General features: G+C 66.0%; 26 protein-coding genes. 4 read left to right on the top strand and 22 right to left on the bottom strand.

Annotation, left to right across the window (positions count from 1 at the left end; genetic code table 11):
- Positions 1–309 (top strand): hypothetical protein (locus ACE3QM_RS20730; RefSeq protein ID WP_374424523.1); only part of this gene is annotated, 309 nt, incomplete at its 5' end.
- A 51-nt stretch (positions 310–360) separates the two neighbouring features.
- On the opposite strand, the gene ACE3QM_RS20725 is transcribed toward ACE3QM_RS20730, so the two are convergent.
- From ACE3QM_RS20725 to ACE3QM_RS20675, 11 genes are all read right to left on the bottom strand, one after another.
- On the bottom strand, positions 361–939 hold the full coding sequence (locus ACE3QM_RS20725; protein ID WP_374424521.1) for a hypothetical protein: 579 nt from the start codon (positions 937–939) through the stop codon (positions 361–363).
- Entirely contained in the window at positions 915–1118 is a 204-nt protein-coding gene (locus ACE3QM_RS20720) for a hypothetical protein (protein WP_374424519.1), read from the bottom strand. Before ACE3QM_RS20720 ends, ACE3QM_RS20725 begins: the two co-directional genes overlap by 25 nt.
- Positions 1119–1184: 66 nt before the next feature.
- Positions 1185–2600: an alkaline phosphatase family protein gene (locus tag ACE3QM_RS20715; protein ID WP_231462365.1), complete on the bottom strand. Its 1416-nt coding sequence runs from the start codon at positions 2598–2600 to the stop codon at positions 1185–1187.
- Positions 2601–2604: 4 nt separating this feature from the next.
- Complete coding sequence (locus tag ACE3QM_RS20710; protein WP_197081345.1) at positions 2605–3495, bottom strand: TatD family hydrolase; 891 nt, start codon at positions 3493–3495, stop codon at positions 2605–2607.
- Entirely contained in the window at positions 3482–4177 is a 696-nt protein-coding gene (locus ACE3QM_RS20705) for an EboA domain-containing protein (RefSeq protein WP_231462366.1), read from the bottom strand. Before ACE3QM_RS20705 ends, ACE3QM_RS20710 begins: the two co-directional genes overlap by 14 nt.
- A 15-nt stretch (positions 4178–4192) precedes the next feature.
- Positions 4193–5134, bottom strand: a complete 942-nt coding sequence (locus tag ACE3QM_RS20700) for a UbiA family prenyltransferase (RefSeq protein ID WP_156183700.1) — start codon at positions 5132–5134, stop codon at positions 4193–4195.
- Entirely contained in the window at positions 5131–6366 is a 1236-nt protein-coding gene (gene eboE, locus ACE3QM_RS20695; RefSeq protein ID WP_048408056.1) for a metabolite traffic protein EboE, read from the bottom strand. Before eboE ends, ACE3QM_RS20700 begins: the two co-directional genes overlap by 4 nt.
- On the bottom strand, positions 6353–7585 hold the full coding sequence (locus ACE3QM_RS20690) for a 3-dehydroquinate synthase (protein ID WP_374424515.1): 1233 nt from the start codon (positions 7583–7585) through the stop codon (positions 6353–6355). The genes eboE and ACE3QM_RS20690 overlap by 14 nt, the downstream gene beginning before the upstream one ends.
- 116 nt (positions 7586–7701) lie before the next feature.
- The gene (locus tag ACE3QM_RS20685; RefSeq protein ID WP_048408055.1) at positions 7702–8763 is read right to left on the bottom strand and encodes a ferritin-like protein; all 1062 of its coding nucleotides are present in this window, start codon (positions 8761–8763) and stop codon (positions 7702–7704) included.
- Between the two features lie 13 nt (positions 8764–8776).
- Positions 8777–10753 (bottom strand): hypothetical protein, encoded by a 1977-nt coding sequence (locus ACE3QM_RS20680; protein WP_374424513.1) that lies wholly within the window; start codon positions 10751–10753, stop codon positions 8777–8779.
- Between the two features lie 10 nt (positions 10754–10763).
- On the bottom strand, positions 10764–11780 hold the full coding sequence (locus ACE3QM_RS20675) for a hypothetical protein (protein ID WP_374424511.1): 1017 nt from the start codon (positions 11778–11780) through the stop codon (positions 10764–10766).
- A gap of 565 nt (positions 11781–12345) precedes the next feature.
- Between ACE3QM_RS20675 and ACE3QM_RS20670 the strand changes: the two genes are divergently transcribed.
- Positions 12346–12687: a hypothetical protein gene (locus tag ACE3QM_RS20670; RefSeq protein ID WP_048408053.1), complete on the top strand. Its 342-nt coding sequence runs from the start codon at positions 12346–12348 to the stop codon at positions 12685–12687.
- An 89-nt stretch (positions 12688–12776) separates the two neighbouring features.
- On the opposite strand, the gene ACE3QM_RS20665 is transcribed toward ACE3QM_RS20670, so the two are convergent.
- The 11 genes from ACE3QM_RS20665 to ACE3QM_RS20615 form a co-directional block, all read right to left on the bottom strand.
- Positions 12777–13430 (bottom strand): phage baseplate assembly protein V, encoded by a 654-nt coding sequence (locus tag ACE3QM_RS20665; protein ID WP_231462373.1) that lies wholly within the window; start codon positions 13428–13430, stop codon positions 12777–12779.
- Complete coding sequence (locus ACE3QM_RS20660) at positions 13427–14482, bottom strand: phage late control D family protein (RefSeq protein ID WP_374424510.1); 1056 nt, start codon at positions 14480–14482, stop codon at positions 13427–13429. Before ACE3QM_RS20660 ends, ACE3QM_RS20665 begins: the two co-directional genes overlap by 4 nt.
- A complete protein-coding gene (locus ACE3QM_RS20655; RefSeq protein ID WP_048408050.1) occupies positions 14479–14694 on the bottom strand; it encodes a tail protein X in 216 nt (71 codons plus the stop codon). The genes ACE3QM_RS20660 and ACE3QM_RS20655 overlap by 4 nt, the downstream gene beginning before the upstream one ends.
- A gap of 4 nt (positions 14695–14698) precedes the next feature.
- Positions 14699–15610 (bottom strand): phage tail protein, encoded by a 912-nt coding sequence (locus ACE3QM_RS20650; RefSeq protein WP_374424508.1) that lies wholly within the window; start codon positions 15608–15610, stop codon positions 14699–14701.
- Positions 15611–15671: 61 nt separating this feature from the next.
- On the bottom strand, positions 15672–18299 hold the full coding sequence (locus tag ACE3QM_RS20645; RefSeq protein WP_374424506.1) for a hypothetical protein: 2628 nt from the start codon (positions 18297–18299) through the stop codon (positions 15672–15674).
- Positions 18300–18423: 124 nt separating this feature from the next.
- Positions 18424–18552 (bottom strand): GpE family phage tail protein, encoded by a 129-nt coding sequence (locus ACE3QM_RS20640; protein WP_191186169.1) that lies wholly within the window; start codon positions 18550–18552, stop codon positions 18424–18426.
- Between the two features lie 25 nt (positions 18553–18577).
- The gene (locus ACE3QM_RS20635) at positions 18578–18832 is read right to left on the bottom strand and encodes a phage tail assembly protein (protein WP_019101636.1); all 255 of its coding nucleotides are present in this window, start codon (positions 18830–18832) and stop codon (positions 18578–18580) included.
- Between the two features lie 213 nt (positions 18833–19045).
- Positions 19046–19570: a phage major tail tube protein gene (locus tag ACE3QM_RS20630; protein WP_048408047.1), complete on the bottom strand. Its 525-nt coding sequence runs from the start codon at positions 19568–19570 to the stop codon at positions 19046–19048.
- A gap of 2 nt (positions 19571–19572) precedes the next feature.
- Positions 19573–21009 (bottom strand): phage tail sheath subtilisin-like domain-containing protein, encoded by a 1437-nt coding sequence (locus ACE3QM_RS20625; protein ID WP_048408046.1) that lies wholly within the window; start codon positions 21007–21009, stop codon positions 19573–19575.
- Between the two features lie 2 nt (positions 21010–21011).
- On the bottom strand, positions 21012–21209 hold the full coding sequence (locus ACE3QM_RS20620) for a hypothetical protein (protein ID WP_374424503.1): 198 nt from the start codon (positions 21207–21209) through the stop codon (positions 21012–21014).
- Positions 21206–21670, bottom strand: coding sequence for a Gp37 family protein (locus tag ACE3QM_RS20615; protein WP_231462378.1), 465 nt, complete (start codon positions 21668–21670; stop codon positions 21206–21208). Before ACE3QM_RS20615 ends, ACE3QM_RS20620 begins: the two co-directional genes overlap by 4 nt.
- A 231-nt stretch (positions 21671–21901) precedes the next feature.
- On the opposite strand from ACE3QM_RS20615, the gene ACE3QM_RS20610 reads away from it, so the two are divergent.
- A complete protein-coding gene (locus ACE3QM_RS20610) occupies positions 21902–22249 on the top strand; it encodes a Mor transcription activator family protein (RefSeq protein WP_374424500.1) in 348 nt (115 codons plus the stop codon).
- 258 nt (positions 22250–22507) lie between these two features.
- Positions 22508–22876, top strand: coding sequence for a hypothetical protein (locus ACE3QM_RS20605; protein ID WP_156183697.1), 369 nt, complete (start codon positions 22508–22510; stop codon positions 22874–22876).
- The last annotated feature ends 136 nt before the right edge of the window (positions 22877–23012 follow it).

Raw genomic sequence — 23012 nt, 5'->3', positions numbered from 1 at the left:
TCTGTGGATATCTCCAAAGAGCCAAGGAGAAACCACGTATCCGATGCTCCCCTGGCCCCTTCAAGCCTGCCGTCGGGTGGCTGGCCCGAGGTTTTAAGCGGCTGCTTGTTCGAGCAGCGCGACGTTAGCGCGCTGCGAGTTCAGCCGCGCCTCGGGCCTGACGGGCCCCGGCGGGAAGCCGCAGGCCAGGCTTGCAGGGCGGCCTTTGGGGTGAAGGGGAATTTGGCCGAGCAAATTCCCCTTCCTGCCTGCCGGGCAGCCCCGGCAATGAAAATCATCATCCGCGCAGCGGATTCAACACATAAATAAAATTAAGACCATATTGCCAAGCACACACTTTTACTAGCCGAAGGGCTAATATCAGCCTCCAACATCTTGGTGAAAACCACGTCTTAATTTATCAGATTTATAGTTGAACATTTCAATCACTTTCTCATTTTTCCCCTTAAAAGGAGTTACACCTTCATAGCGCTCACTATCAACGTACTCTCCGTAGGTCAAGAAATAAGTTCCCGCCCCTCTCGATAAATAAGTACCAGAAGCTAAATAGTTAGCCGCACGACCATAATTTACTCCCAAGTCTTTCAATCCAAACTTCGCCGCATTCGTCAAATCGTCATTCCAGGAAAAAACCCTACCAACATAAACCGCTGAACAATCCAATGCCGCATGGTCCAAGCTTACTGCTTCTTGCCAAATCTTTGATTTCGGGCTCCAATCAGCCTGACACAAACCAGGAAGATTACCTATCCAGCTACGATTACGCAGCGGACCTAATGGCAGAGTAATTGCCAAAAATTTATCCACCTCTGATTTATCGCTAGAGAATAAAAATAGTTGCCCATGCGGATTGGAGCTATCCTCATTCCCTGTTGATACATTTCTAATATTTCCAACAGAAGCCACAACAGCAGCTACTCGCCAATCTCCATCAGGCAAGCGATATTTTTCCCATTAATCTCCAACGCCTCCGACACGCGACCCCCTACACGAAAAAACTGTTTGAACTCTTTCACCCTCTCAGCAGAAGAAGTAAACATCCCAAAAGACAAGCCTTCAGCTAAAATACTGGCTACACATCCCCAAAGTAGCAACCAACTTAAAATAATTTTTTTCATACACAACTCCCATTCAATGCCTAGAGCTACTTCTCACGGTATGTTCCAAAACATTTGGCATACACCCTACTCCATCACCCCATGCACCCCATACCCCACCCCCGCCTCCACCTCCCCAAACAAATGATTCATGATCACATCCCTCACCCCCGTCGCCGGCACCGCCCCCGGCGGCAAACCCTCCGGCAAAGAACTGATCAACACCGGCCCATGCTCCGGATTCAAGGTGGGACGACCATGCGAGCCCCGCACCAGGGACGGGTCCAGCGGAATCACCTCCAACAGACTGCGCATGCCCAGCTTGCGCTTCAGCAAGGTCCAGCCAATGTTCAACTTCGGCCAGCTCAAGGTCGGGTCCAGGAACAGCTCCACCGGGTCGTAACCCGGCTTGCGGTGAATATCCACCGTGCGCGCGAAGTCCGGCGCGTGCGCGTCGTCCAGCCAATAGTAATAACTGAACCAGCGATCCGGCCGGCTCACCGCCACCAATTCGCCGGAACGCGGGTGGTCCAGACCCAGCAGACGCTTGCCGGCCTGATCCAGCACCATCTCCACCCCGTCCAGCTCCAGCAATAGCGCCTTCACCTCCGGCACCAGTTCCGGCTGACGCACATAGACATGAGCGATCTGGTGGTCCGCCAGCGCGAAGGCCGCCGACGCGCCGCAGTCCAGCTTGTCCTCGCCCTGCTCCTCGCGCACCTTGAGCCAGCCGGCCATGCGCAGGATGCGGTTGATGGCGATGTCGTTGCTGACCGGGGTGATACCGTACTCGGACAAGGCGATGATGTGGCCGCCATCGCGGTCCGCCTGCTCGATCAGTTCGCCGCACAGCTGGTCCACCGCCGCCACTTCCGCCGCCACGCCGGGATGGTCCGGCCCCAGCCGTTGCAGGCAGTAGTCCAGATGCGGCAGGTAGACCAGGGTCAGCGTGGGCTGGCGCGAGCGGTAGAGGTGCAGCGCGCAGTCGGCGATCCAGCGGCTGGAGCGGATGTCCGCCGCCGGCCCCCAAAAGTGGAATAGCGGAAAATCGCCCAGCTTCTGCCTGAGCTCGGCGTGCAGTTCCGGCGGATTGCAGTAGAAGTCCGGAAGCTTGCGGCCGTCGGCCTTGTAGATCGGGCGCGGGGTCACGCTCCAGTCCACGTCGGCGTACATGTTGTACCACCAGAACAATTGCGCGCAGCTGAAGCCGGCGTGCAGGCGTTTGGCCTCGTGCCAGAGTTTCTCGCCCTGGATCAGCGCGTTGTTCTGCTTCCAGAACAGCGGCTCCGCCAGTTCGCGCGAGTACCAGCCGTTGGCGACGCAGCCATGCGCCTGCGGCAGCAGGCCGGTCAGATAGGTGGCTTGGGCCGTACAGGTCAGCGCCGGCATCACCGCGCTGATCGGCCGCTGCGCGCCGCGCGCCGCCAGCCGGCTCAGGTGCGGCGCGTGCCGCAGCAACTGCGGGGTCAGGCCCACCACGTTCAACACCAGGGTACGTTGCATGGCTTCAGTCCACGATGTCCACTTGCGGGTTCTGGCCGCGCAGCACGGAGTTGCCCTGGTACAGGCGGCGCTGGTCCACCGCCAGCGGGCTGTTGGCTTCTTCGATGTCCAGACGGCCGCTCTGGGCGAAGAAATCCAGCGGGTTGCGCCAGACTATGGTTTCGATGTCGCGCTCGGCGATGCCGGCGGCGCGCATCGCGTCCACGGTCTTGGGCACTTTCAGCGGGTCGCTGACGCCCCAGTCGGCGGCGCTGTTGATGATGATGCGTTCGCTGCCGTACTGGCGCACCAGCGCCACCATGCGCGGCTCGTCCATCTTGGTGTTGGGGTAGATGGAGTGGCCGGCCCAGCAGCCGGAGTCCAGCACCAGCGGCAGGGTTTCTTCGGTGTTGTGGTCTATCAGCACCCGTTCCGGCGCGATGCCGCTGTCGCGCACCAGCGCCAGGCTGCGCACGGTGCCGGCCTTTTTGTCGCGGTGCGGGGTATGCACCAGCGCCGGCAGGTCGAACTGTATCGCCAGTTCCAGCTGGCGGGCGAAGTAGCGCTCTTCGGCCGGGGTTTCGTCGTCGAAGCCGATTTCCCCCACCGCCACCACGCCATCCTTGTCCAGGTAGCGCTCCAGCAACGCCATCACGCCATCGGCCACGTCTGGGTTGTTGGTTTCCTTGGGATTGAGGCCCAGGGTGCAGAAGTGGCGGATGCCGAATTGGGCGGCGCGGAAGCGCTCCCAGCCCAGCAGCGACAGAAAGTAGTCGTCGAAGCTGCCGACATGGCGGCGCGGCTGACCCATCCAGAACGCCGGCTCCACCACCACGCTGATGCCGGCCCGGCTCATCGCCTGGTAGTCGTCGGTGGTGCGGGAGGTCATGTGGATGTGCGGATCAAACATTTTCATGATGCAGTCCTTGCAGTAGGAAAACGATGTCGTCGGACACGCTGCGGCCGGCGGCGCGGCGCTCGCTGGCGTAGGCGGCCACCATCTGTGCCAGCTCCGGGCTCCAGCGCCGTTCCAGGCCGGCGATATGCCGCGCCGGCGCGCCGGTGAACAGCGCCTTGAGCACCAGCTGGTTGAAATTGAGATCGGGAAACCATTGCGCCGGGTAGGCGTTGTCGCAGGCCAGCGCCTGGAACACGCCGGCCACGTGGCTGCGGCTGGCGTCGGTGGCCAGCGCCAGCCAGCGTTCCGGCTCCGGCAGCAGGATCAGCGCCTTGACCACGGCCTGTTGTTCCAGGCTGTCGCCGCCGCGGTAGAGGTCGAACGCCAGTTCGAAGCCGGCGCCGGCGGCCAGCGCGCGCAATAGCAGCAGCGCGCGGCCGGCGTCGCCGGGCGACCACGCTTCCGCCGCCAGCACGCCCTGGGCCTGCAAGGCCTTGAGCGCGCCCTTGGGCAGCAGGGTCAGCGCCGCCAATTGCCGCTTGGCCACGCTGAACAGCCGGCGCGCGGCCTCGGGGTCCGGCGCGGCGGCGAACCGGCGACAGGACTCCAGCCACACCAGCGCCTGGGCGGCGTTGTGGCGGTCCGCGGCGTCCAGCAGGCTGGCGTGGATCTGATCCGCCAGCATGGTTTGCATTTCCATGATGCGACTCTCCGTTCAGGTGCCGGGCACCCGGCGTTGCCAGCTCAGGGTCAGCCAGGCGGCCAGCGCCGCCGGCACCGCCCACTGCGGCAGGCCGGCGGCGGCGATGAACAGCGCGTCCGCCAGCGCGATGCCGGCGATCAGTCCGCCGACGGCGCGCGGCATGTCGCGGCCGGGTCCGGGCCAGGCCAGGCGCAGGCAGTGCGCGCTCCAGCCCAGGCTGAGCAGCAGGAAGGGCAGCGTCCAGGGCTGGAACGGCTGGCTGAGCAGGAACAGCGGCGGCGCGGCCAGGCCCAGCAGCGGCGCCAGCCGGCCCAGGCCGGCGCGGCCTTCCTGCTTGGCCACATAGGTCAGCGCGATCAGATAGGCCAGCAGCGCCAGCGCCGCCAGCAGCAGCAGGCCGGACAGCGCGCCGCCGCTGAGCGCCAGGCCGCAGATCAGGTAGACCTGCATCCGGCACAAGCCCATCAGCAGCGGGCTGAGCGGGTTGCGTTTGTGCCAGAGGTCGTACACCAGCACGGTGGCGGCCAGGCACAGGCCGGCGAGGAAGGCGGACGGGCCCAGCGCCGCCAGCACGGCGACGCCGGCGGCCAGCAGCGCGTAGCCGGCCAGGAACACCAGCCGCGCCGACACCAGGCCGGCGGGAATCGGCCGCTCCGGCCGCTCGCGCGCGTCGATGCGGCGGTCGAAGGCGTCGTTCAGATACATGCCGGCCACGTAGATCAGCGACAGCGCCAGCAGCAGCAAGGCCAGCGCGCCGCCGCTTACGGCGTGGCCGGACAGCGCCGCGCCAGCCAGCACATTGCTCCACACCGTGGGCAGGTTGGACACCCGGCCCAGGCGCAGCGCCAGCGACCAGACTCCGGCCACGCGCCGCCGGGTCTGGCGCGCGTGGCGCCGCGACAGGCGTCGCCGGGCGCTGGTCTTGGGTATCGGCAGCGCGCGCTGGCCACTCATCGCAGCTGGCCCTCCACCCATTGCAGTTCCTGGCAGATCGCCTCGCCCAGGTCGCCCTGGCGATGGGCCGGCGGCAGCACGCTCCAGCTATAGGTTTCCACTTCCAGGTGGCTGCATATCGGCCGCAGGCGTTGCTGCGCCAGCAGCCGCGACAGAAAGTCCTGGGTGCTGGCGAACGGCCCCAGCGCGGCATGGCAGATGGGCACGTGGAAGTGGATGCGCCATTCGTCCGCCGCTTGCTGCGGCAATGCCGCCAGCGCCATCGGCAGGTCCGGGTAGCGCAGCAGTTCGCTGCCGCGCCGCGCCACCACTTGGTGCAGATAGGTGTCTTCGGCGAAGGCGCGCAGCGCCTCGGCCGCCATCCGGTCCGGCCGCGTCACGCGCAGGCCGGAGCTGAGCTGCAGCTTGGCGATGGAGAGGCCGGCCTGTTCCAGCCGCGCCACCGCGTCTTCCGGCTGCTCGTATTCCACCGCCGCGTGGCAGGCGTCCAGGCACACGCCCAGGTGGCGGCGCACGATGGCTTCGGCCTCCTCGCGCTTGACCCCGCACCATTTGGCCACCTGGTTGAGCGCGGCCCGGCTCAGGAGGTGCAGTTCGAAGAAGGCTACCGCGTCCTCGCTGGTGGCCAGCAGGCAATCCGGTTCCGGTTCCAGCGCCAGCACGATGCGGCGGCCGCTGTCGCGGTGCAGGCGGTGCAGGAAGACCGCGTGTTCCAGCAGATGTGTGGAAATCCACAGTGCGGCGCTGCCGTCGCCGCTCAGGTGCTGGCGATAGCCGCCGGGCACGGTGCTGACGCTGCCGTAGTTCATTTCCTCCGGCAGCAGCGCGGCCAGCAACTGGGCCAGCCGGTTGCTGTAGATCAGCCGCTGCGGATCGCGCCAGTCCGGCAGGTAGACCGCGTCCTTCACCGCTTGGCGGTGGAAGGCGCCGAAGGGGAAGCCGTTGATGGTGAACACATAGCATTGGTGCTGGGCCAGGAAGGCGCGGAACTCGTCCAGCGCCGGCGCGGCCTCCAGTTGCCGCGACGCCAGCGCGGACAGGCGCAGCCCGATGCCGAACGGCCGGTCCGGCGCCACCCGCGCCTTGATGCGCGGCAGGTGGAAGCCGAGCTGGGCGCGCATTTCCGACCAGCTTTCGCCGGGGTGGATATTGCTGCAATAGCTCAGGTGGGTCGCGGGGAATTGGCCGGCCGCCTGGCTGTCCGGGCGGGATTGGGGGTTAAGCAGCAACATGGTCATCACTCCTGTCGCGCAGCCAGTCTATGGCCGCGTTCATCCGATCCGCGTCGATGGCGTGCACTTCCACGCCCTGCCCCAAACGCTGCAGCAGGGTGATGGTCAGTTCGCCGCCAAGGTGTTCGCGGAACTCATCCAGGCCGGCCAGCAGCTGGCGGCGCTCGCCGTCGCGCCAGTCCAACGCCGGGTGCCACAACGCGAAGCCCAGCCGCAGCAGCAGCCGGTGCAGGCTGAGCTGGGCCGCTTCGCGCAGCAGGCCCGCCAGCACCGCGTAGCGGCAGTCCAATGCCAGGCCTATCGCCACCGCCTCGCCGTGGCGCAGCGCGTAGCCGCTCAACGCTTCCAGCTTGTGCGCGGCCCAGTGGCCGAAATCCAGCGGCCGGGCGCTGCCGAACTCGAAGGGGTCGCCGCCCTGGCCGATGTGGTTCAGGTGCAGTTCGGCGCAGCGCCGTATCATCCATTGCATCGCGTCGTCGTCGCCGGCGGCCAGCGCTTCGGCGTTGGCGTCCAGCCAGTCGAAGAAGGCGCGGTCGCGTATCGCCGCCACTTTCACCGCTTCGGCGATGCCGGCGATGCGGTCGCGGCGCGGCAGGCTGGCGATGAAGTCGTAGTCGTTGAGCACGGCGAACGGCGGCGCGAAGGCGCCGAGGAAGTTCTTGGCGCCAAAGGCGTTGATCGCGGTTTTGACGCCGACGCCGGAGTCGTTCTGCGCCAGCACCGTGGTGGGCATGCGCACCACGCGCACGCCGCGATGGGTGGTGGCGGCGGCGAAGCCGGCCATGTCCAGCAGCGCGCCGCCGCCGACAATGACCAGGCAGCTGTGGCGGTCGACATGGCAGTGCTGCAGCCAGCCTTGCAGCGCGAACAGCTGCTCCGGGTCGTTCTTGCAGGCTTCGCCGCCCGGCACCAGCCGCGGCGGCGCGGCCAGTTCCAGCGCCGCGCGGTGGCGCCGGGCGTAGCGTTCGAAGGCGGCGGGCAGCCGCGGATGGGCGGCGGCCACGTCCTGGTCTATCGCCACCACGAAGCGATGGCGCCGTTCCGGCTCGCGCCGGCAGATCGCCTGCAATAGCAGCAGGTTGCCGGGATCGCTGAGCAGGCCGCGTCCGAAATACACCGGGTATTCGAACGGCACGCTGAAGCGCTGCATGGTCATGGCGCCGGCGCTGCGGCCGCCCGGATCCGGGCTGAGCTGGGACTTGCTGGCTGGCAGTGGCATGGCTGTGTTCCTAAGAAGCTGTTCTAGTGTCTGCCGCGCGTTGACGACTCGGCGAGATGGCAAACGCGGCCCGGCATCCGCCGGACCGCTGTGGCCTTGCGCAATGGCGGACGGCGTTAATCGCTGGTGTCCATCCCTCCTTGCGTATTCACGTAGCGATAGCTGGGCCCGGCGGTCTGCTCGCTGCCCGGCGCCACCGGCGTTTCCATCAGGCTGACCGCCTGCACCTTGAGGTCGTACATCAGGCCGATGGCGGTATCGATGCGCTTGGGCTCGCCGTTGAAGGCCTGGTGCAAGGCGTTGAGCAGGCTGCTGTAGCTGTAGGCGAAGGCTTCCACCCTCACCTTGGCCTGGGTGTTGTCCTGGTAGTCGTAGTCCTGCGGGTTGGACACCATCGGGTACACCCCGTCCTCGTCGTAGGGCACCGGGGCGCCGGCGTAGGCGTAGCCGCCGTCCGGGGTGCTGACGATGCGGCGGCCGTAGTAGATTTCGCCGAACTTGTAGTAGTGCGCCGGGTTGCCCGGCGACTGGTTCGGGTTGGTGCTGGTGCCCTCGCCTTCGACGATGATGATGTTGATGGCGTGCAGGGCGCTGGCCACGTCGGTGATGGGGAACAGCCGCTCCGGCGAGAACCAGCCCAGCACCTGCTTGGGCACGGTGGCCGGGATGAAGATGCCGTCGCCCAGTTCCTTGATCTTCTTTTTGATCGCGTCGTAGAACTCGCCGATGGTGGCGTAGTCCGGCTCGTCCTCGGCGGCGAGCTTGGGCGTTTCCACCGGCACCGGGTCTTCCGGCTCCTCGATCACCATGAAGGTGTTGAACACCAGCTCCTTGGAAAACGGCTCGATGCCGACGATGAAGCCCTCGCCGCCGATGGACATCGGCAGCGGCCCCGGATATTTGGGGATGAACGGTGGCTTGTTGATCTGCGGATGGCCGCCGATGGAGATCAGGATGTTGCCCGCGATGCACATGTGCAGCATTTCCTGCATCACGATGCTGTGGATCAGCTGGCGGATTTCCTCGTTGTAGCCCGCCTTCAGCGAGAACATCGCGGTCAGATAGGGCGGAATGGTGGCATGCTCCAGTTCCACCGCGTTTTGCAGGTAGTAGTGCAGGTCGGCCGCGGTCTTGGCGGCGCGGATGCCGTGGATGATGCTGCGTTGCAAGCGAATCATGGTCTGTTCTCCCTCAATCCTTCGACGGCGCGGCTTTGCGCTGCGCCTGGCGTTGCAGCACCACCGCGCTCTTGCCGGCGATTTGCAGATCGTCCAAGGTCACCGCCACCGCGTTGGCGTCCACCGCCTGCGGCGCGGGCGCGGCGGCGGCCTTGGCCGACGGCGTGCCCTTGAGCGGCTTGCCCTGGGCGTCGGTCCGCCGCAGCCACTTGAGGATGATGGCGCGCTTGTCGTCGGACAGATCGCGCGTCACCGGCATGTGATTGGGATCGCTCATCGGCAGCGAGAACGCCAGTTTGAGGATGTCGAGATGGCGCACCACGGAGTCGTAATCGCCCAGATCCACCACATGCTTGCTCATGATGGGATAGAGGTTGCCGTACTGGACGAAGATGGGCCGGATATCGTCGTACCAGGTGGGGTGCTCCGGCTCCGGCACGCGGTCGAAGGCCAGCACGCTGACGAAGTTCCAGTAGTTGCTGACATAGTCCTGCGGTTGCTGCTGCAGTTGATAACCGATGCCGTACAACTGGCCGTCGATATAACCGCGTGGATTGCCCGGTCCGGCCGGGATCGCGCCGATCACCGCGCGGCCGTGGCCGCCGTCGTTGGTGTGGAAGGACGCCGGGTACTGCACCGCGTCCGCCGGCACGCTGATCTTGGGCGGCAGCACCGGTTTGTTGTGCGGCGGCGACGGCGGCAGCGGCTGGCCGCCGCCCATCAGGGTGGCGCCGTCGGGCAGCAGTTCCACGTTCACCTGCGCGGACAGCGGCTGGCCGTAACGGCTGGCGAAGAAGCTGACCGGCAACTTCTCGCCGGCGTTCAAGCGCAGCACATGTTCGTCGGAACGCACATAGAGGCCGTCGATGGACTCTTGCACCAGTACTTGGTAGCCGGAACCGGACGGGCTCAGCAACAGCAGCGGGCAGGCTTCCAGCGCCTGCCTGGCGCCCGGAATGGCCGAGTAGTCGAAGTCCTGGACCGCCGCGGTCTGACGGAACCACGGCGACGGCTCGTCGCTGGCCGCCGCGCCCGGCTGCGGCGGGTCATAGGCCACCTGGCCCAGCACGATGACCTGGTCCTGGCTCAGGCTGGCGCTGATCGGCGCTTGCGCCGGCTGTTTCAACACCGCCAGCGTCAAGGGCCCCAGATCGACGAAGGCGCCGCTGGCGTCGACGATGGGCAGCGCGTTGCCGAAGTCCGCGGTCAGGGTCTGGCGCTCCGGGTGGTTCTTGCACTGGAAGCAGTACACGCCGCCTGCCGGCACCAGCGGGTAGGCGTCCGGATCCTGATCCAGCTGCGCGGTCATTTGCCGGCCCAGCACGAAATGCTTGGGCTCGCGCTCGTGATAGGGACCGATGGTGCCGACGATATGGCCCTGGGTGTAGCGCGGGATGGACGGGTCGCGGCCGTAGCCGAACAGATTGAACTCGATGGCCAGCAGGCCGTGCTGGCTGGCCTTGCGCATCGCTTCCAGCACCGGCGAGCGGCTGTGCCCGTGCCATTGCACGTTTTCCAGGATGGACTGGTAGTTGGCGGCCAGTTGCTGGTCGGAGCGGACGCCGTGCTGCTGGCGCAGCCACAGATTCATGAAGCCCACCGGCAGCATGTCGCCGATGAACAGCGCGCGCTCGACATTATCGGTCAGCCGCACTTGCAAGGCCCAGATCTGCGACACCATTTGCTGCTGCGGGTCCAGGTCCGCCATCTTGCCCGGCGCGCGGCAATCGGCGTTTTCCATCGCCATGCCGATGATGGGGTCCTGGGCGCTGCTGGTGATGGGCTTGCCGTTGAGGCTGGCGCCGGTGACGCTGCAGCTGACGAAGCGGAAGATGGCGGTGCCCTGCGGGTTCCAGCCGCCGTCGCCGTACTCCTGGTATTGCTCCTTGAAGGCGTCGGAATCGTAATAACAGACATTGTTGTTGACGGTGGACACGTCCGACTGGAAGTAGCCGGAAAAGTGGATGCGGGGAGAGTCGAGATAACTCATGGCGATTCCTTTACGGCTGCAGGGTGGCCCAGCTCGGGTCGGCTTGGGCATTGGCCTTGTCGGCCGCCGGCGCGTCCGCCTTGCCCTTGTCCGGGCAATCGGTGGCGAACAGGCAGCACCATTCCGGCTTGGCCAGGCACATTTCGGCCACTTTGAGCCAGGTCCGTTTCGGGTCCGGCTTTTGCGCGCGGAAGTTGCTGTAGTTCTGGCTGACCATGGGCGCGTCCGGCGGCGAGCCGGGATCGCCGGAAAAGAAGAAGGACTGCGGATGGCGGTACGGCGCGCCCTTGCCGCCGTCGCGCGTCGGCTGTTTGTAGAAGGCGTAGCCGAACAGGATGCTGCCCGGCTGCACGATGCGCGAGTACGCCTGGACGCTGCCGTTCAGATGGGTGCTCTGCTCGGCGTTGTACGGCAGGTGCTTGATGAAGTCGCGGCGCGGCGGGTGGTTGTCCAAGGAGAACTGGCAGCACTGCGGCGTGCCCTTGGGCCGGTCCGCGTAGCGCAGGAAGTAAGCCTTGTTGCCCAGGGACACGAAGGAGCAGCTGTACTGGTTGCTGCCGGGGAAGATCGGCAGGCAGCGCTTTTCATAATGCTCCATCATCGCGCCGCGGCCGTCGCCGTCCGCCGGCACATAGCTGGCATCGTAGTAGCTGGCGCCGTAGGATTTTTCGTAGTCCTGGCCTTCCGTCATGCCGGCCGGCGGCGAGGCGTACGGCGGCGGGTATTGCTGGATCGCCGCCTGATTGTAGATGCGGTACATGGTCCAGTTGCTGACCCACCATTCCGGGAACAGCGGATCGCTGGGTTCGCCGGGCTTGCGCGGATAGACGCAGCTGCCCGGCAGCGGACAGCCGACGGTGTTGTGCACGCCGCCGGTGTAATAGCTGTGACGCGCCGCCGGCGTATTCTTCATGGCCTTGAACGCGGCGGCGGCGGACGCCTCCGGCATGTCGGCGGCCTGGACGCCGGCGACGGCGCAGACCAGCGCCAGACCCAAGCCAGCCGCGACAGACTGTTGCAATGACATCGATCCTGCTCCTTGTATTGAGAAGCCTCGGTGCCATCCGTCCCCTTGCGGCCAGCCTGCATCAGCTCCGCCACGGACGGCGCCGCCATGGGGCGGCCGGGCCGCCCCTCCCTAGGGCCGGTTCAACATCCGCTACGCCTTATGAAACCCCACACGGCGAATGCGTCCTCGAAATGCGCATGTACCACGCGTACATTCCGCTTTCTCGGCCGCAGCGCCCCGGCGCGCAAGATCGTGAACCGGCGCCAAGCTGCAGCGCACTACGTACATTCACTTAGTATTTTCTATCAAAAATAAGCATGCTTATATCATTACATGCAAGTGTGGTTATAGCTGGCGCCAGACCGCTCGCAAAGGAAAATGTGGAACACAAACTAAAGACAGCACGCGGCGCGTCCGGATCCAGCCAACGCTTGACCCCGGCGCCGGCGCTGAACGACAATTCCCGTCGCGCCGCGTTTTTCCGGCGCCGGGCGCGCCGCCCCGCAACGGCCGTCAGGCCGCTCCCGCCCTGTGCCGGCGAGGTCCGGACCGGCCGCGCCGACATCCATTGGAAAACTTCATCATGGCAACCCCCTCTTCTCCGCTCCAGACGCTGCCCGGCAAGCCCACGCATCAGCTGGGGCAGGCAATCGCCCAGCTGCAGGCGCTGCGGCGGCAACATGCCGAACTGAGCATGCTGGACGCGGTGATCGATGAGCTGAGCCGCTGCCACCAATCTATCCATCAGATCGCCAGCCGTCATCTGGTGGAGCTGGACGCCGCCAACTCCAGCCTGGCCGCGGCCTTGCAGTTGCTGTGGCAGTGCCAGGACGACGCCGCGCCGGGCAACCATCTCGCCTTCATGCTGGAGCCGCTGCATGCGATGCAGTTGAACGCGGCCAGCGAGTTGAACCGCTTGATCTGACAGCCTTGCCTCTAGACGCAACCCAGCCCCGATGGCTCTCGCCATCGGGGCTGGGTGCTTGACGCCGCGGCGGATCTTAAGCGCCGTGTTTACACCGGCCCGCCGGTCATGCCGCCCGGCGCCGGATGTACGTGGCCGGCCAGGCTCTTGCCGCTGGCCACCACATCGCCGCCAGCATTGTTGAAGCTGCCGCCGCTCTGGCTGATATTGCCGGCGAAGCTGGCGCCGCCGCCGCCGGAACCGTTCAGGCCACCCTGATAGGTGAGCAGGCCCTTGACCAGCAAGGTGCCGCTGATCTCGGTCGCCGGCGCGTCTATGCTGACCTTGGCACCGGCCTTGAGGGTGATCTCGGCGCCCGCCTCCACCACCACCTTGCTCACCCCGCCGCGCACGGTGAGCTGATGCGCGGCGCGGTCGTATTCCAGGATCGCGCCGTCGGCGAAACGGCGATGCCATTTGTCGCGGCTGACCACCGGCACCGCGTCGGCGGCGGAGAAAATGGCGCCCAACACCACGCCGTCCTCGCCGCGCGCGTCCAGCAGCACCGCCACTTGTTCGCCGATGTCCGGCAGCCAGTAGTCCTTGTCGCGGCCGCTCTTGCGGCTGAGCACCGGCAGCCAGGCGGTGCGCAGACTGCCCAATTCCGGCAGCCGAACCCGCACGCGCTGGGTGTTTTCATCGACGGCGGAGACGCTGCCGAACTTGAGGGTGGCCAGCGCTTCCGGCAGGGGGACGTCGCTCATGGGGTTTTCCTTTTATCCTGGGCGGCGCTGGCGGCCACCCGTTTCAATTCCAGTTCGCACACATAGCCGTCCTGGCGGCTGATGCGGTGGCTGGCGCGCTGGATCTGGTAGCGGCCGGACAGTTTGCCGAAGCCGTCCAGATCGATATTGCTGCCGGCGGCCAGCTGCGGCGAGCCGTCCACGGTGACGGACATGCGGGTGCGCTCTAGCTGGCGGCGCTCCAGCTCCGCCGCGGCCATCTGCTCGGCCTGGCGCTTGCCGGCGGCCTTGCGGGTGAGCTTGACGGTGTCGGCGCTGCTGGCCTTGCCACCCGGCGCCTTGGCGTCGGCGCGCGCGCTGGCGGTGCGCAGCACGCGCTTGGCCGGATCGTGATAGCTGACGTCCACCTGGGCCGGCACCTTGCTGAGCTGGTCCTGCGCCTGCCAGCCCATCAGCTGGGCCGGGGTGTAGCGGCGCACGCTGGCGCCCTGCATCAGGTCGCTGCGCTTCCAGAACACCAGCTTGCGGTTGTTATCCATCACCTTGCAGACATAGCCGTGCTGGTCCGCCACCCGTTGCAGGAATTGCAGATCGGTTTCGTGATACTGGGTCAGCCGGTCTATGTTCACCGCCTCGATCTTGCCCTGCAGCTTCATGCGGTGGCGCTTGGCGATGCGCTGGGCCAGCGCTTGCAGCGTGATCTGCTCATAGGCGCGGCCGTTCTTGGTGCGCAGCGGATGCTGCACGCCGGTGGCCAGCGCGCGGATGCGCACGGTGGACGGGGGCGAGCGGTATTCCACTTCGTCGATGTCGAAGCTGCCCGCCGCCGTCAGCGCCGTGCCGCGATAGCCCAGCTTGAGCGCCAGCGTGGCGCCCTTGTCCGGATACCAGCTGTCCAGCCAGCGGCCGTCCACGTCCTCCAGTTCCACGTCCAGTTCATCGGATTCGCCGCTCAGGTGATCGGTGTAGGCGATGCTGAGCACGTGGCCGGCGATGTCTGCGGTGATGGATTTGCCGTTGTAGCTGAGCTCGAAAGCCGGAGTCGGCACGTCTTGCACGCGGCTGTCGCTCATGGCCGCCTCCAGGGCGGCAGTTGCTCCAGCGCCGCGCTATCGGCGGCGTCCAGCACCGGAATCGCCAGGGTCAGGCCGGCGGGCAGGGTTTCGCCTATCGGCACATGGGCGTTGTTGGCGATCAGCTGCGCCATCTGGCCGACGTCGCCGTAATAGCGCCAGGCGATCTGGTCCCAGCGTTCGTTTTCTTGAGTCACATGGTTCAGGAACATGGCTTCACCTCAGGATGCGCCGCACCGCGGCCTTGGCGGCCAGGCCGGCCAGCGGCTCGGCCAGTTCGCGCAAGGCCACTTCGGAGCGGCCGTTGATTTCTTCGCAGGCGGCCAGCTTGTCCAGCACCTGGCCGGCCTGGGTGCCGGCCAGCAGCCGGCCCATCGCGCTCATGTTCAGCTTGGCCTGCTGCAGGCTCTGGCCCACGCGCACCGCGTCGCCGGCCAGCTTGCTGTATTGCTCGAACTTGGCCATCTGCTCGGCGCTGACTTGCAGGCCGGGCGCCACCGCCTGTACCTCCTTGAGCAGGCCGGGCAGTTTTTCCAGCGCGGCGGCCGGATCGCGGCCGGCCAATTGGCGGATGTCGCGCGCGGTGTTGATCACGGTCTTGACCTTGCCCACCACGCTTTTGACCTGGGCTACCACCTTGGCCAGGCCGGCGATGTCGGCCTTGAAGCGCTCCAGCCCGGCCGGCAGCTTGAGCTTGCCCGCCGGCAGCCCGGCGCCGGCCTTGGCCAGCGCCGGCTTGGGCTTGGGCGGCGCGTCGCCGCCGAACTCGCGCAGGCTGAGCTGGGCTTCCACCGCCAGCAGGCTGCCGCTGCGGTCGGTCTGGCGGCCGGTGCTTTGCAGCTCGGTGATGACGAAGCGGCCTTTGTAATCGCCGTTGCCCAGCACCAAGGCCAAGGCCTGATGCTGCTGCCGCGCCGCCTGCAGCTTTTTCAGCTCCTCATCCGGCTGGCAATAGGTGGCGTGCAGCACCAGGTCGATGCGGATTTCGTCCAGCTTGTCGCCGACGAATTGCAGCACCGGCTTGCCGCCGATGCGGCCATGCTCGGCGAAGTCGCTGCCGCTGCGCTGTTCCAGGCCGTCGAAATACGTGATCAGATCAAACTCGATATTGCCCAGTACCGCGTACATGGGTTGCCCTCCAAATAGGTGGAAACAGGAGCCGGCGCGCTAGCGCGCCAGGCTCCGCGGCTTAAGCGCGGGCGCTATAGCTACGCCGTTGCCTATCCGCCTCGTAGCGCCGCATCAGGCGCTCGAACTCGGTGAAGGACAGCTGCATCGCTTGCTGCACCTGCTGCTTGACGCCCGCCGGCGCGCCGGCGTTGACGGTGATGTGCGGCGCGAAGCTGATGTTCATGCCGCCACCCGCGCTCTTGGCCGGTGCCCTGGCCGCCGCGCCGCCCTGTTGCAGGCGTTGCAGCTGCTGGCTGCGCGCTTGCGCCTGGGCTTGCGCTTGAAGCTGCGCAGGCGCCTGGGTCGCGGGCGTCGCGCCGCCCGCCATCGGCGCTTTGGCCTTGCCGGGCATGGCCGCGCCGTGGATGGCGTTGCCCACCTTGCCGCCGGCCCATTCCCCGGCGTATTTGCCGGCGAAGTGGCCGATGACGCCGCCCACCAGGGTGCCGACGCCGGGCAGGATCATGCTGCCGATGGCCGCGCCCATCGCCGCGCCGCCGATGGAGCCGCCGGCCTTGCCGCCTATCTTCCAGTACTCCTTGTTCTTCTCGGTCTGGCTGCGATTGGACTTGCTGACGTTCCACGCTTCCTGGCCGGCCTCCAACGCCGTGATCACCGAGCCGGCGACGCCGGCCTTGAGCAGGCCGCCGGTGCGCTTGAACACTTCCTTGCCGATGCCGAGTCCGGCCTTGGCCACGCCGGCGCCGGTTTTCAGCAGCGGCGCCGCGCGCTGGGCCACCGTTCTGGCCAGCTTGGCCGCGTTGCCGATGCCGCCGCGCGCCAGTCCAGGCAGACGCTTCAACCCCGCGCCGACGCGGCTGGCCACCGAACCCGCCGTCTTGGCCGCGCTCTGCGCGCCGGCCTTGGCCTTGCCCGACAGGCTCTTGAGCCAGTCCCCGGTTTTCTGCGCGCCGCCGCGCAGCATGCCCGGCACCTGTTTCAGCGCATTGCCCAGGCCCTTGATTCCGGCCTTGGCCAGCGCCGCGCCGCGGCGGAACACCTCGCCGATGCCGCCGGGCAGGCCACGGCCCTTGGGCAGGCGCCGCGGACGCGGGCTCGGCCTGGGCCTGGGGCTCGGTCTCGGCTTCGGACTGGGCCTCCGTTTCGGGCTGGGCTTGGGACGCGGCCTGGGCCTGGGGCGCCGTTCCTTGCGGCCACGCTCGCGTCTGTCGCCCTTTTTCTCCTTGTCGCGGCGCTCTTTCTTGCGGCGCTCGTCCCGATCCGGGTCCATGCCATCGCCGGGCTTGTCGATGTCGCGCGTGGCCGGCTGGCAGCAACAGCAGCAGTTCTCGGGCTTGGCGCCCATGCAGTCGCCGGGCTTGTCCGCCTGGCCCTGGGTGGCGCCCGGCTTGTCTTCCTTGAACCATTCGCTGCCGGCGGCCCACAGCTTGCTCAGCAAGCCGCCCTTGGTGTCCTGGTAGCGGCGCAGCGACTTGCCCACCTTGTCGCTGATCTCGCCGGCCTTGGTCGCGCCGTCCTCCAGCGCTTTCACCGAGCCAAGCAGGCTTTCCACGCTGGGCAGCTTGCCGCCCAGCAAGGGGTTGAGCTTGCCGTGCACATAGCGCAGCGCCTTGTTGCCCATGCCTTGCGACAAGGTCTTGTGCACGGTGCCGGCCGCCTTGGCCACATCGCGGCTGATGCCACCCACCTTGTCGTTGAATTCGATCAGGGGCGTGGCGTCCGGCGCCGGCAGGCCTTGCAACAGGCGAATGGCGGAGCGGATCTTGCCGCCGCCCGTCTTGCCCGGCTGGGCCGCCTTGGCGCCGTCTTCTTTCAGCAGCGTCTCGCTGGCGGCGGCGATCTTGGCCAGCACACTGCCCGGGGTGTCGGCGTAACGGCGCAGCGCCTGGCCCACCCTGGCCGCGCCCTTGGCGACGGTGTCGCCGGCGTCGCGGGTGCTTTCCAGCGCGCCCAGCATGGCGTCGACGCTGGGCAGCTTGCCGCCCAGCAGCGGGTTGAGCTTGCCGTGCACATAGCGCAAGGCCTTATTGCCCAGGCCTTTGGACAGGACTTCGTGGGTTTTGCCGGCAGCGTCGGACAGCCAGCGCGAGGACAGCTGAACAGCGTCGGCCACGCCTATCCATCGCTGGATGCCGGGCGTGCGCAGACGCTGGAGGGTGGATTCGAGATCGGGCGGCGCGTCCTTGGACTTGTCGCCGCCGTCGCCGCGCGGAGTCGGGCGCTTGGGCGCGGTCGGCGGGCGTGGATTGCAGGTGGCGTCTTTTTGCCGCTCCTGGCTTTCCAGCACCCGCTGTTCCACTTCGATCACCGCCTTGACCTTCACCGAGGCCTGCAGCTCGACGCGGCACTTGGCCACCAGCTCGCTGACCTGGGACACGCCGGGCAGGGCGAGCTTGACGCCCTGGCCGCGCTTGACGCTGTCCAGCCAGGCGTCGTGCCGCTGGCGCAAGCGCTCCAGCGTCAGCTCCAGCTTGTGGTGATCTCGCTCCAGCTGCGGCAGATCCAGCGCGGCGAAGGCCTTGCGCGAACGCTCCACGCTGTCGCTCAGCTCGCGCTGGCGATCGCGCAAGCGCAAGCTGGTCTTGCCCAGTTCATCCAAGGAGGCGCGCGCGGAGCGGAAGGCGTTGTCGAAGACCCCGGACAGCGTCGCTCCCACCTTAAGACCGATGAAAAACTCGCTTACCATGGTGTTAGCCTGTGAGTATGAGGGGAAGGCCGCCAAACCAGCTCCGGCGGCTCTGGGTGGGGCCGGCGGCCGTCCTGACGGACGGGCCGGCCCCGGGCCGCGCGAACGCGCGGCGCAGGAAAAATCAGTCTCGATCCAGCCACTGCTGTTCGCGCTCGTGGCGGCGCTGGATCTCACGCTCCGCCACCTCGCACCAGAACCAGTAGTCGTCCATCGCCAGCGCGTCGATTTCCGACGGCGGCAGGCCGAGCACGGTCAGCAGCGCTTCGTCGAAGTCCTTAAGCGTCGTCGGAGACGCCCACCATGTCGCGAAAGCAGTCCGCCAGCGCGCGGCTGTCGGCGATGTCGAGCTGGTCGATGTCTTCCAGCGTCAGGCCGGTCATGCGCGCGAACAGGAAATCCTCCTGGTCGGCGTCGTCCTGGCTGTGATGGCTGGCGGCCTTGAGATCGGCGCGCTTCAGGCGGCTGATTTCCAGGCTGTCCAGGCGTTCGCCGGCGGCGTTGGTGAACGGGTATTTGAGTTTGATCTTCATGTGAGCTCCTTGGTCGCGGACTGCGTGGTTGATGAGCTTCATTTTCCGGTTTACGGCCCGGCGGGTCTGTTAAAGCCCTTTAGGGAAAGGCTTGAAAGCCCCGGCCTGCTTGCCGACAAGCCGCCTCCTGCGGCTCCGGGGACCCGGCAGCGCCGGGCCTCTCCTCATGAGCCAAGGCCCTTGTCAGCAAGCCGGCCGGTGGCCGGCCCTTCATCAACCGCCGATATTGCGGCGGTACAGTTCCAGCATGTCGTCGCCGCCCACCCGGAAGATATTGGCCAGGTAGTCCAGCTCCAGCACATCCTCGCCATCCACTACCTGCTTGATGTAGGTGGCGGAGAAGGAGGAGCTGAAATCGGCGTTTTCATGCTGCTTGTAAGTGCCCAGCGGGTTCTTCTTGAACATCACGGTCAGGAAGGTCACCAGGCTGACTTGCTGCAAGCGGCCCTGCGCGCCATAGGTCTCGATGCTGGAGCGGGCCTGCAATTGCACCGCCTGGAACGGATTGGCGATGATCTTGGCCACGTCCTTGTACAAGGAGTTCCACTTGATCTCGCCTTCCAGCTTGTCGAAGCCGGCCGGCAGCTCGATCTTGCCTACCATGCCCAGCGCCTTGTGTTCCTGCATGATGGCGGACACGTCCGGCAGCTTGATCTCCTCGGCGCGACCCAACAGCGAGTTGCCGTTGATGTAGATGTTGGCGTTGGTGATGCGGTTGATTTCAATCTTGCCTGCCATGATCAATTGCCTCCCTTCAGGCTCAACAGGTATTCCGAGGTGATCTCGGTCTCAAAGGTCAGACGTTCCAGCGGCGGCGGCACCGTGTACTTGTAGCTGATCAGCAGATGGCCAGCGGCCAGCTCGGTCTCCGGGTTGCGCGCCACGTCGAACCAGGCCTTGAAGCCCAGCAGCGCGCCGTCGCCGATCAGCTTGCGGCCATAGCCGTTCACCGATTCCACCAGCGCGTCGATGGTGGCCTGGTTCAGCGGCATGTCGATGAACTGCTGGCTGAAGTAGCGGATCGACTCATTGATCACGTCGCCGGTGCGGCGCACGTTCTCGAAGTTGCGCATATGGCTGACGGTGGGCCAGGCGGCGGTGCGGTTGCCCCACAGGCGGAAGCCGGAACCGAAGCTGGAGAACACCGTGGTGATGCCCTGCTCGTTCAGCAGGTTCACCTCGGACTGCGGGTCGTCTATCATCGCGGTCAGTTGGCGCTCCACGCCGATGACGCCGGCCAGTTCCTGGTTGGAGCTGGACCACCAGAAGCCCTTGTCGTTGTCCACCTTGGCGCGCAGGCCGGCGGCGCGGGCCGACAGCGGCTCCAGACGGGTGTCGTTGGTGGCCGGGTCGAACACCTTGACGTGCGGATAGCACAGGCGCACGCGGTCGCTGGAGGTGTTGAAGTTGATGCCGCCGGCCGGGCCGCGGCCCGCTTGCGCCTGAGCGAAGCTGGTGCCGATCGGCGCGTCGACATAGGCGATGGCGTCCAGCTTGTCGGCCATGGCCGCCATCGCGCTGGCCACCGAGTTCTGGGTGCAGAAGCCCGGCGCGATCAACAGTTTGGCGAAGAAACCGAAGCGGTTATAGGTGTCCTGCAGTGCCTTCAAGCCGGTGCGGTTGCCGGCGGCGTTGACCGCGCCGATGATGTCGGCGGCGGTGATCTTGGTCGGGTCGGCGTAGTCATAGCTGACTTTCAGGCCCGCGCCGGCGGCGATGGCGCCGTCCTTCAGCCGGGTGATCTTGCCGTTGACCGCGTCCAGCAGGTAGTCGGTGCCGGCCACGTAGGCGGTAGCGCCGTCGGCGCTCTTCACCACCACGTTCTGCAGCGCCGCCTTGGCGGTCTTGCCCTGGCCGGTGGCCGCGTCCAACGTCACTGCCTCGCCAGCGACCGGGCTCTTGTGCAGCGCCGGGTCCAGCACATTGATCACCACCACGGTGCCGGCGCCGTGATCGTAGATCGCGTTCAGCGCTTGCGGAATGGTGAAGCCGGCCAGCTGCGGGCCGAAGGCCGCCGCGTCTTTTTCCGACAGGCACAACACCGGAGTGTTGGCCGCTTCCGGCGCCAGCGGCGCGGTGCCGATCAGGCCGATCACCGCCGATTTGACGGTGCGCACCGGGCGCGCGCCGCGTTCGACTTCAATGGTTTCCACGCCATGCAGATAATTCGCTGCCATGCTCAAGCTCCTTGTTCAGCGCTAGGGGAGGTCGGTTCCGCCGCCACGGCCGGCAGCGGGCTCAGGTGCCGCAAGGCCAGCAGCATGCGGGTGTAATCGTGCTGCTCCGGCATGTCCACCTCGGCGCCGGGAAACAACATGATTTCCTGGCCGTCGGCCAGGGTGACGCCGCTGATCGGCCCGGAATACAAGTACTTCATGGTTGCTCCTCGTTAGTGACTGCGGTTAACACGGGCTCATGCCCAATGGCCGCCTCCGCCACCTGCCAGGTGTCGGCGGCCAGCGAAATGGCATAGCGGGCAATGCCGTCGCTGAACCCCAGAAAGGTTTCGGACGACAGCCACGCGGCTCGGCAATCCGGTGCGGCAAACCCAAGGCAGGCGCGCCGCGCCGCGTCCAGCGCCTCCGTATCGTTGAACTGCGCGTTGGCGCGCCGCAGCAGCAGCGTCAGCTCCAACTGCAAGGTGCGCTGCTGGCCGAAACCGGCCGTGTCGCGCGGCGCAGCGAACTGGCTGCCGCGGTAGCTCAACAAGAGCGCGCCTTGCGGATGTTCGAGCCGATACTCGGCCGGCGCGCCGGCATAATGCTCGACGCTCAGTTGCGGCAAAATGCCGCGCAAACGCGTGACGAACGCGTCGACGATCTGGGAAGTGCTGGCCACGGGCGGGCTCCTGGACAACATGGGAAGGAACGCGAGATCGCTCGCGATGACGGTTGCCGACGACGCATGGCCATCGAACGAGGGCAAGGATGCGCCACCGCCACGGCGGCGGTCTTTTAATGCGCTTTACAGAAGAAGGGCGCGCTCCGGCGCTGACACGCGTCATCCGGGCCGCGCGCGTGAAGACAGCGATAATGGCCGTCATCGATACCGCCGCCAAAGGACAACGCCATGCAAGCACGCTTTCGCAGCAAAGGCCCGGAACTGCTCGTCGACCTGGCCCAGCACGTGGCCATGACGCTGAAACAGCTCGCCAACACCGAACAACAGCAAGCCGAGCAGCTGGGGCAGGAAATCGCCGAACGCATGGCCAAGCATTGGGGCGGGCAGAACATCTACTTCCCCATCGGCTTGTCCTACCGCTCCGCGCAGCGCGATCAACAGATCTACCGCGAATTCACCGGCGGCAACCACGCGGAGCTGGCGCGGCGCTACGGCGTATCGCTGCAATGGATCTACAAAATCATCAAGGCGGAACGCCAGCGCGAGCAGGAACAGCGCAGCACTCCGGGCAACTGACGACGCCGGCGGGCTCCATATCAAAAAAGCCGCTCACCTCTTGATCGGGTGAGCGGCTTTCATTCGCGTTTTTAAACCATTTATCGATGAATAACACGTCAATTTGAAACACATATAGCAGATATCTATTAAGATTCAAATTAATATATTAATATTTTCCTGCACCCAATCCGGATACCCCCTATACCTAGAAGGCAATTCGAGACAGCCGCCGCAGAGCCGCTGCAAACACTAGCCAAGACTAAACGGGGTATTCACATGAAACATCCAGCGCCGCTTGCCGCCATGGCATGCCTGTTGCTGTCGTCCGCCATTCTGGCCGGCGGCGGCGTCATCACCTTCAGCGGTCGCATCGTCGAAGCTCAATGTCCAATGTCCTTGAGCGCTCCGCCGCGCGACAATGCCCCCAGCCAGTTGCAAGTGGGCAAATGCAAGGCACCCCTCCACCTCGAAGCGTTGCTGGCCAACGGCAAAACCTTGCCGCTGCAAGCCAAGGCCGATGCCCGCAGCAGCAGCCAGCCCTCCGCCAATGGCCTGGATCTGGACCGCAGCGAACGGAGCCGCAGCTTCAGCATCGCCACGCCCAAGAACAGCCAGCGCGGCCAACTGGTGGTCAGCTATTACTGAACGCCAAACGCAACAAAGCCTCCCCGAGGGGAGGCTTTCGTGTCGGCGTTTCCACCGCGCCAATGCATAAAGCCCAGCTCGAGTGAGCTGGGCTTTGCAATGGGGCGTCTGGCGGTGTCCTACTTTCACATGGCGA

This window comes from Chromobacterium sp. (genome assembly GCF_041912965.1).
Taxonomy (GTDB): domain Bacteria; phylum Pseudomonadota; class Gammaproteobacteria; order Burkholderiales; family Chromobacteriaceae; genus Chromobacterium; species Chromobacterium aquaticum.
This window is presented reverse-complemented; position numbering and strand designations above follow the sequence as displayed.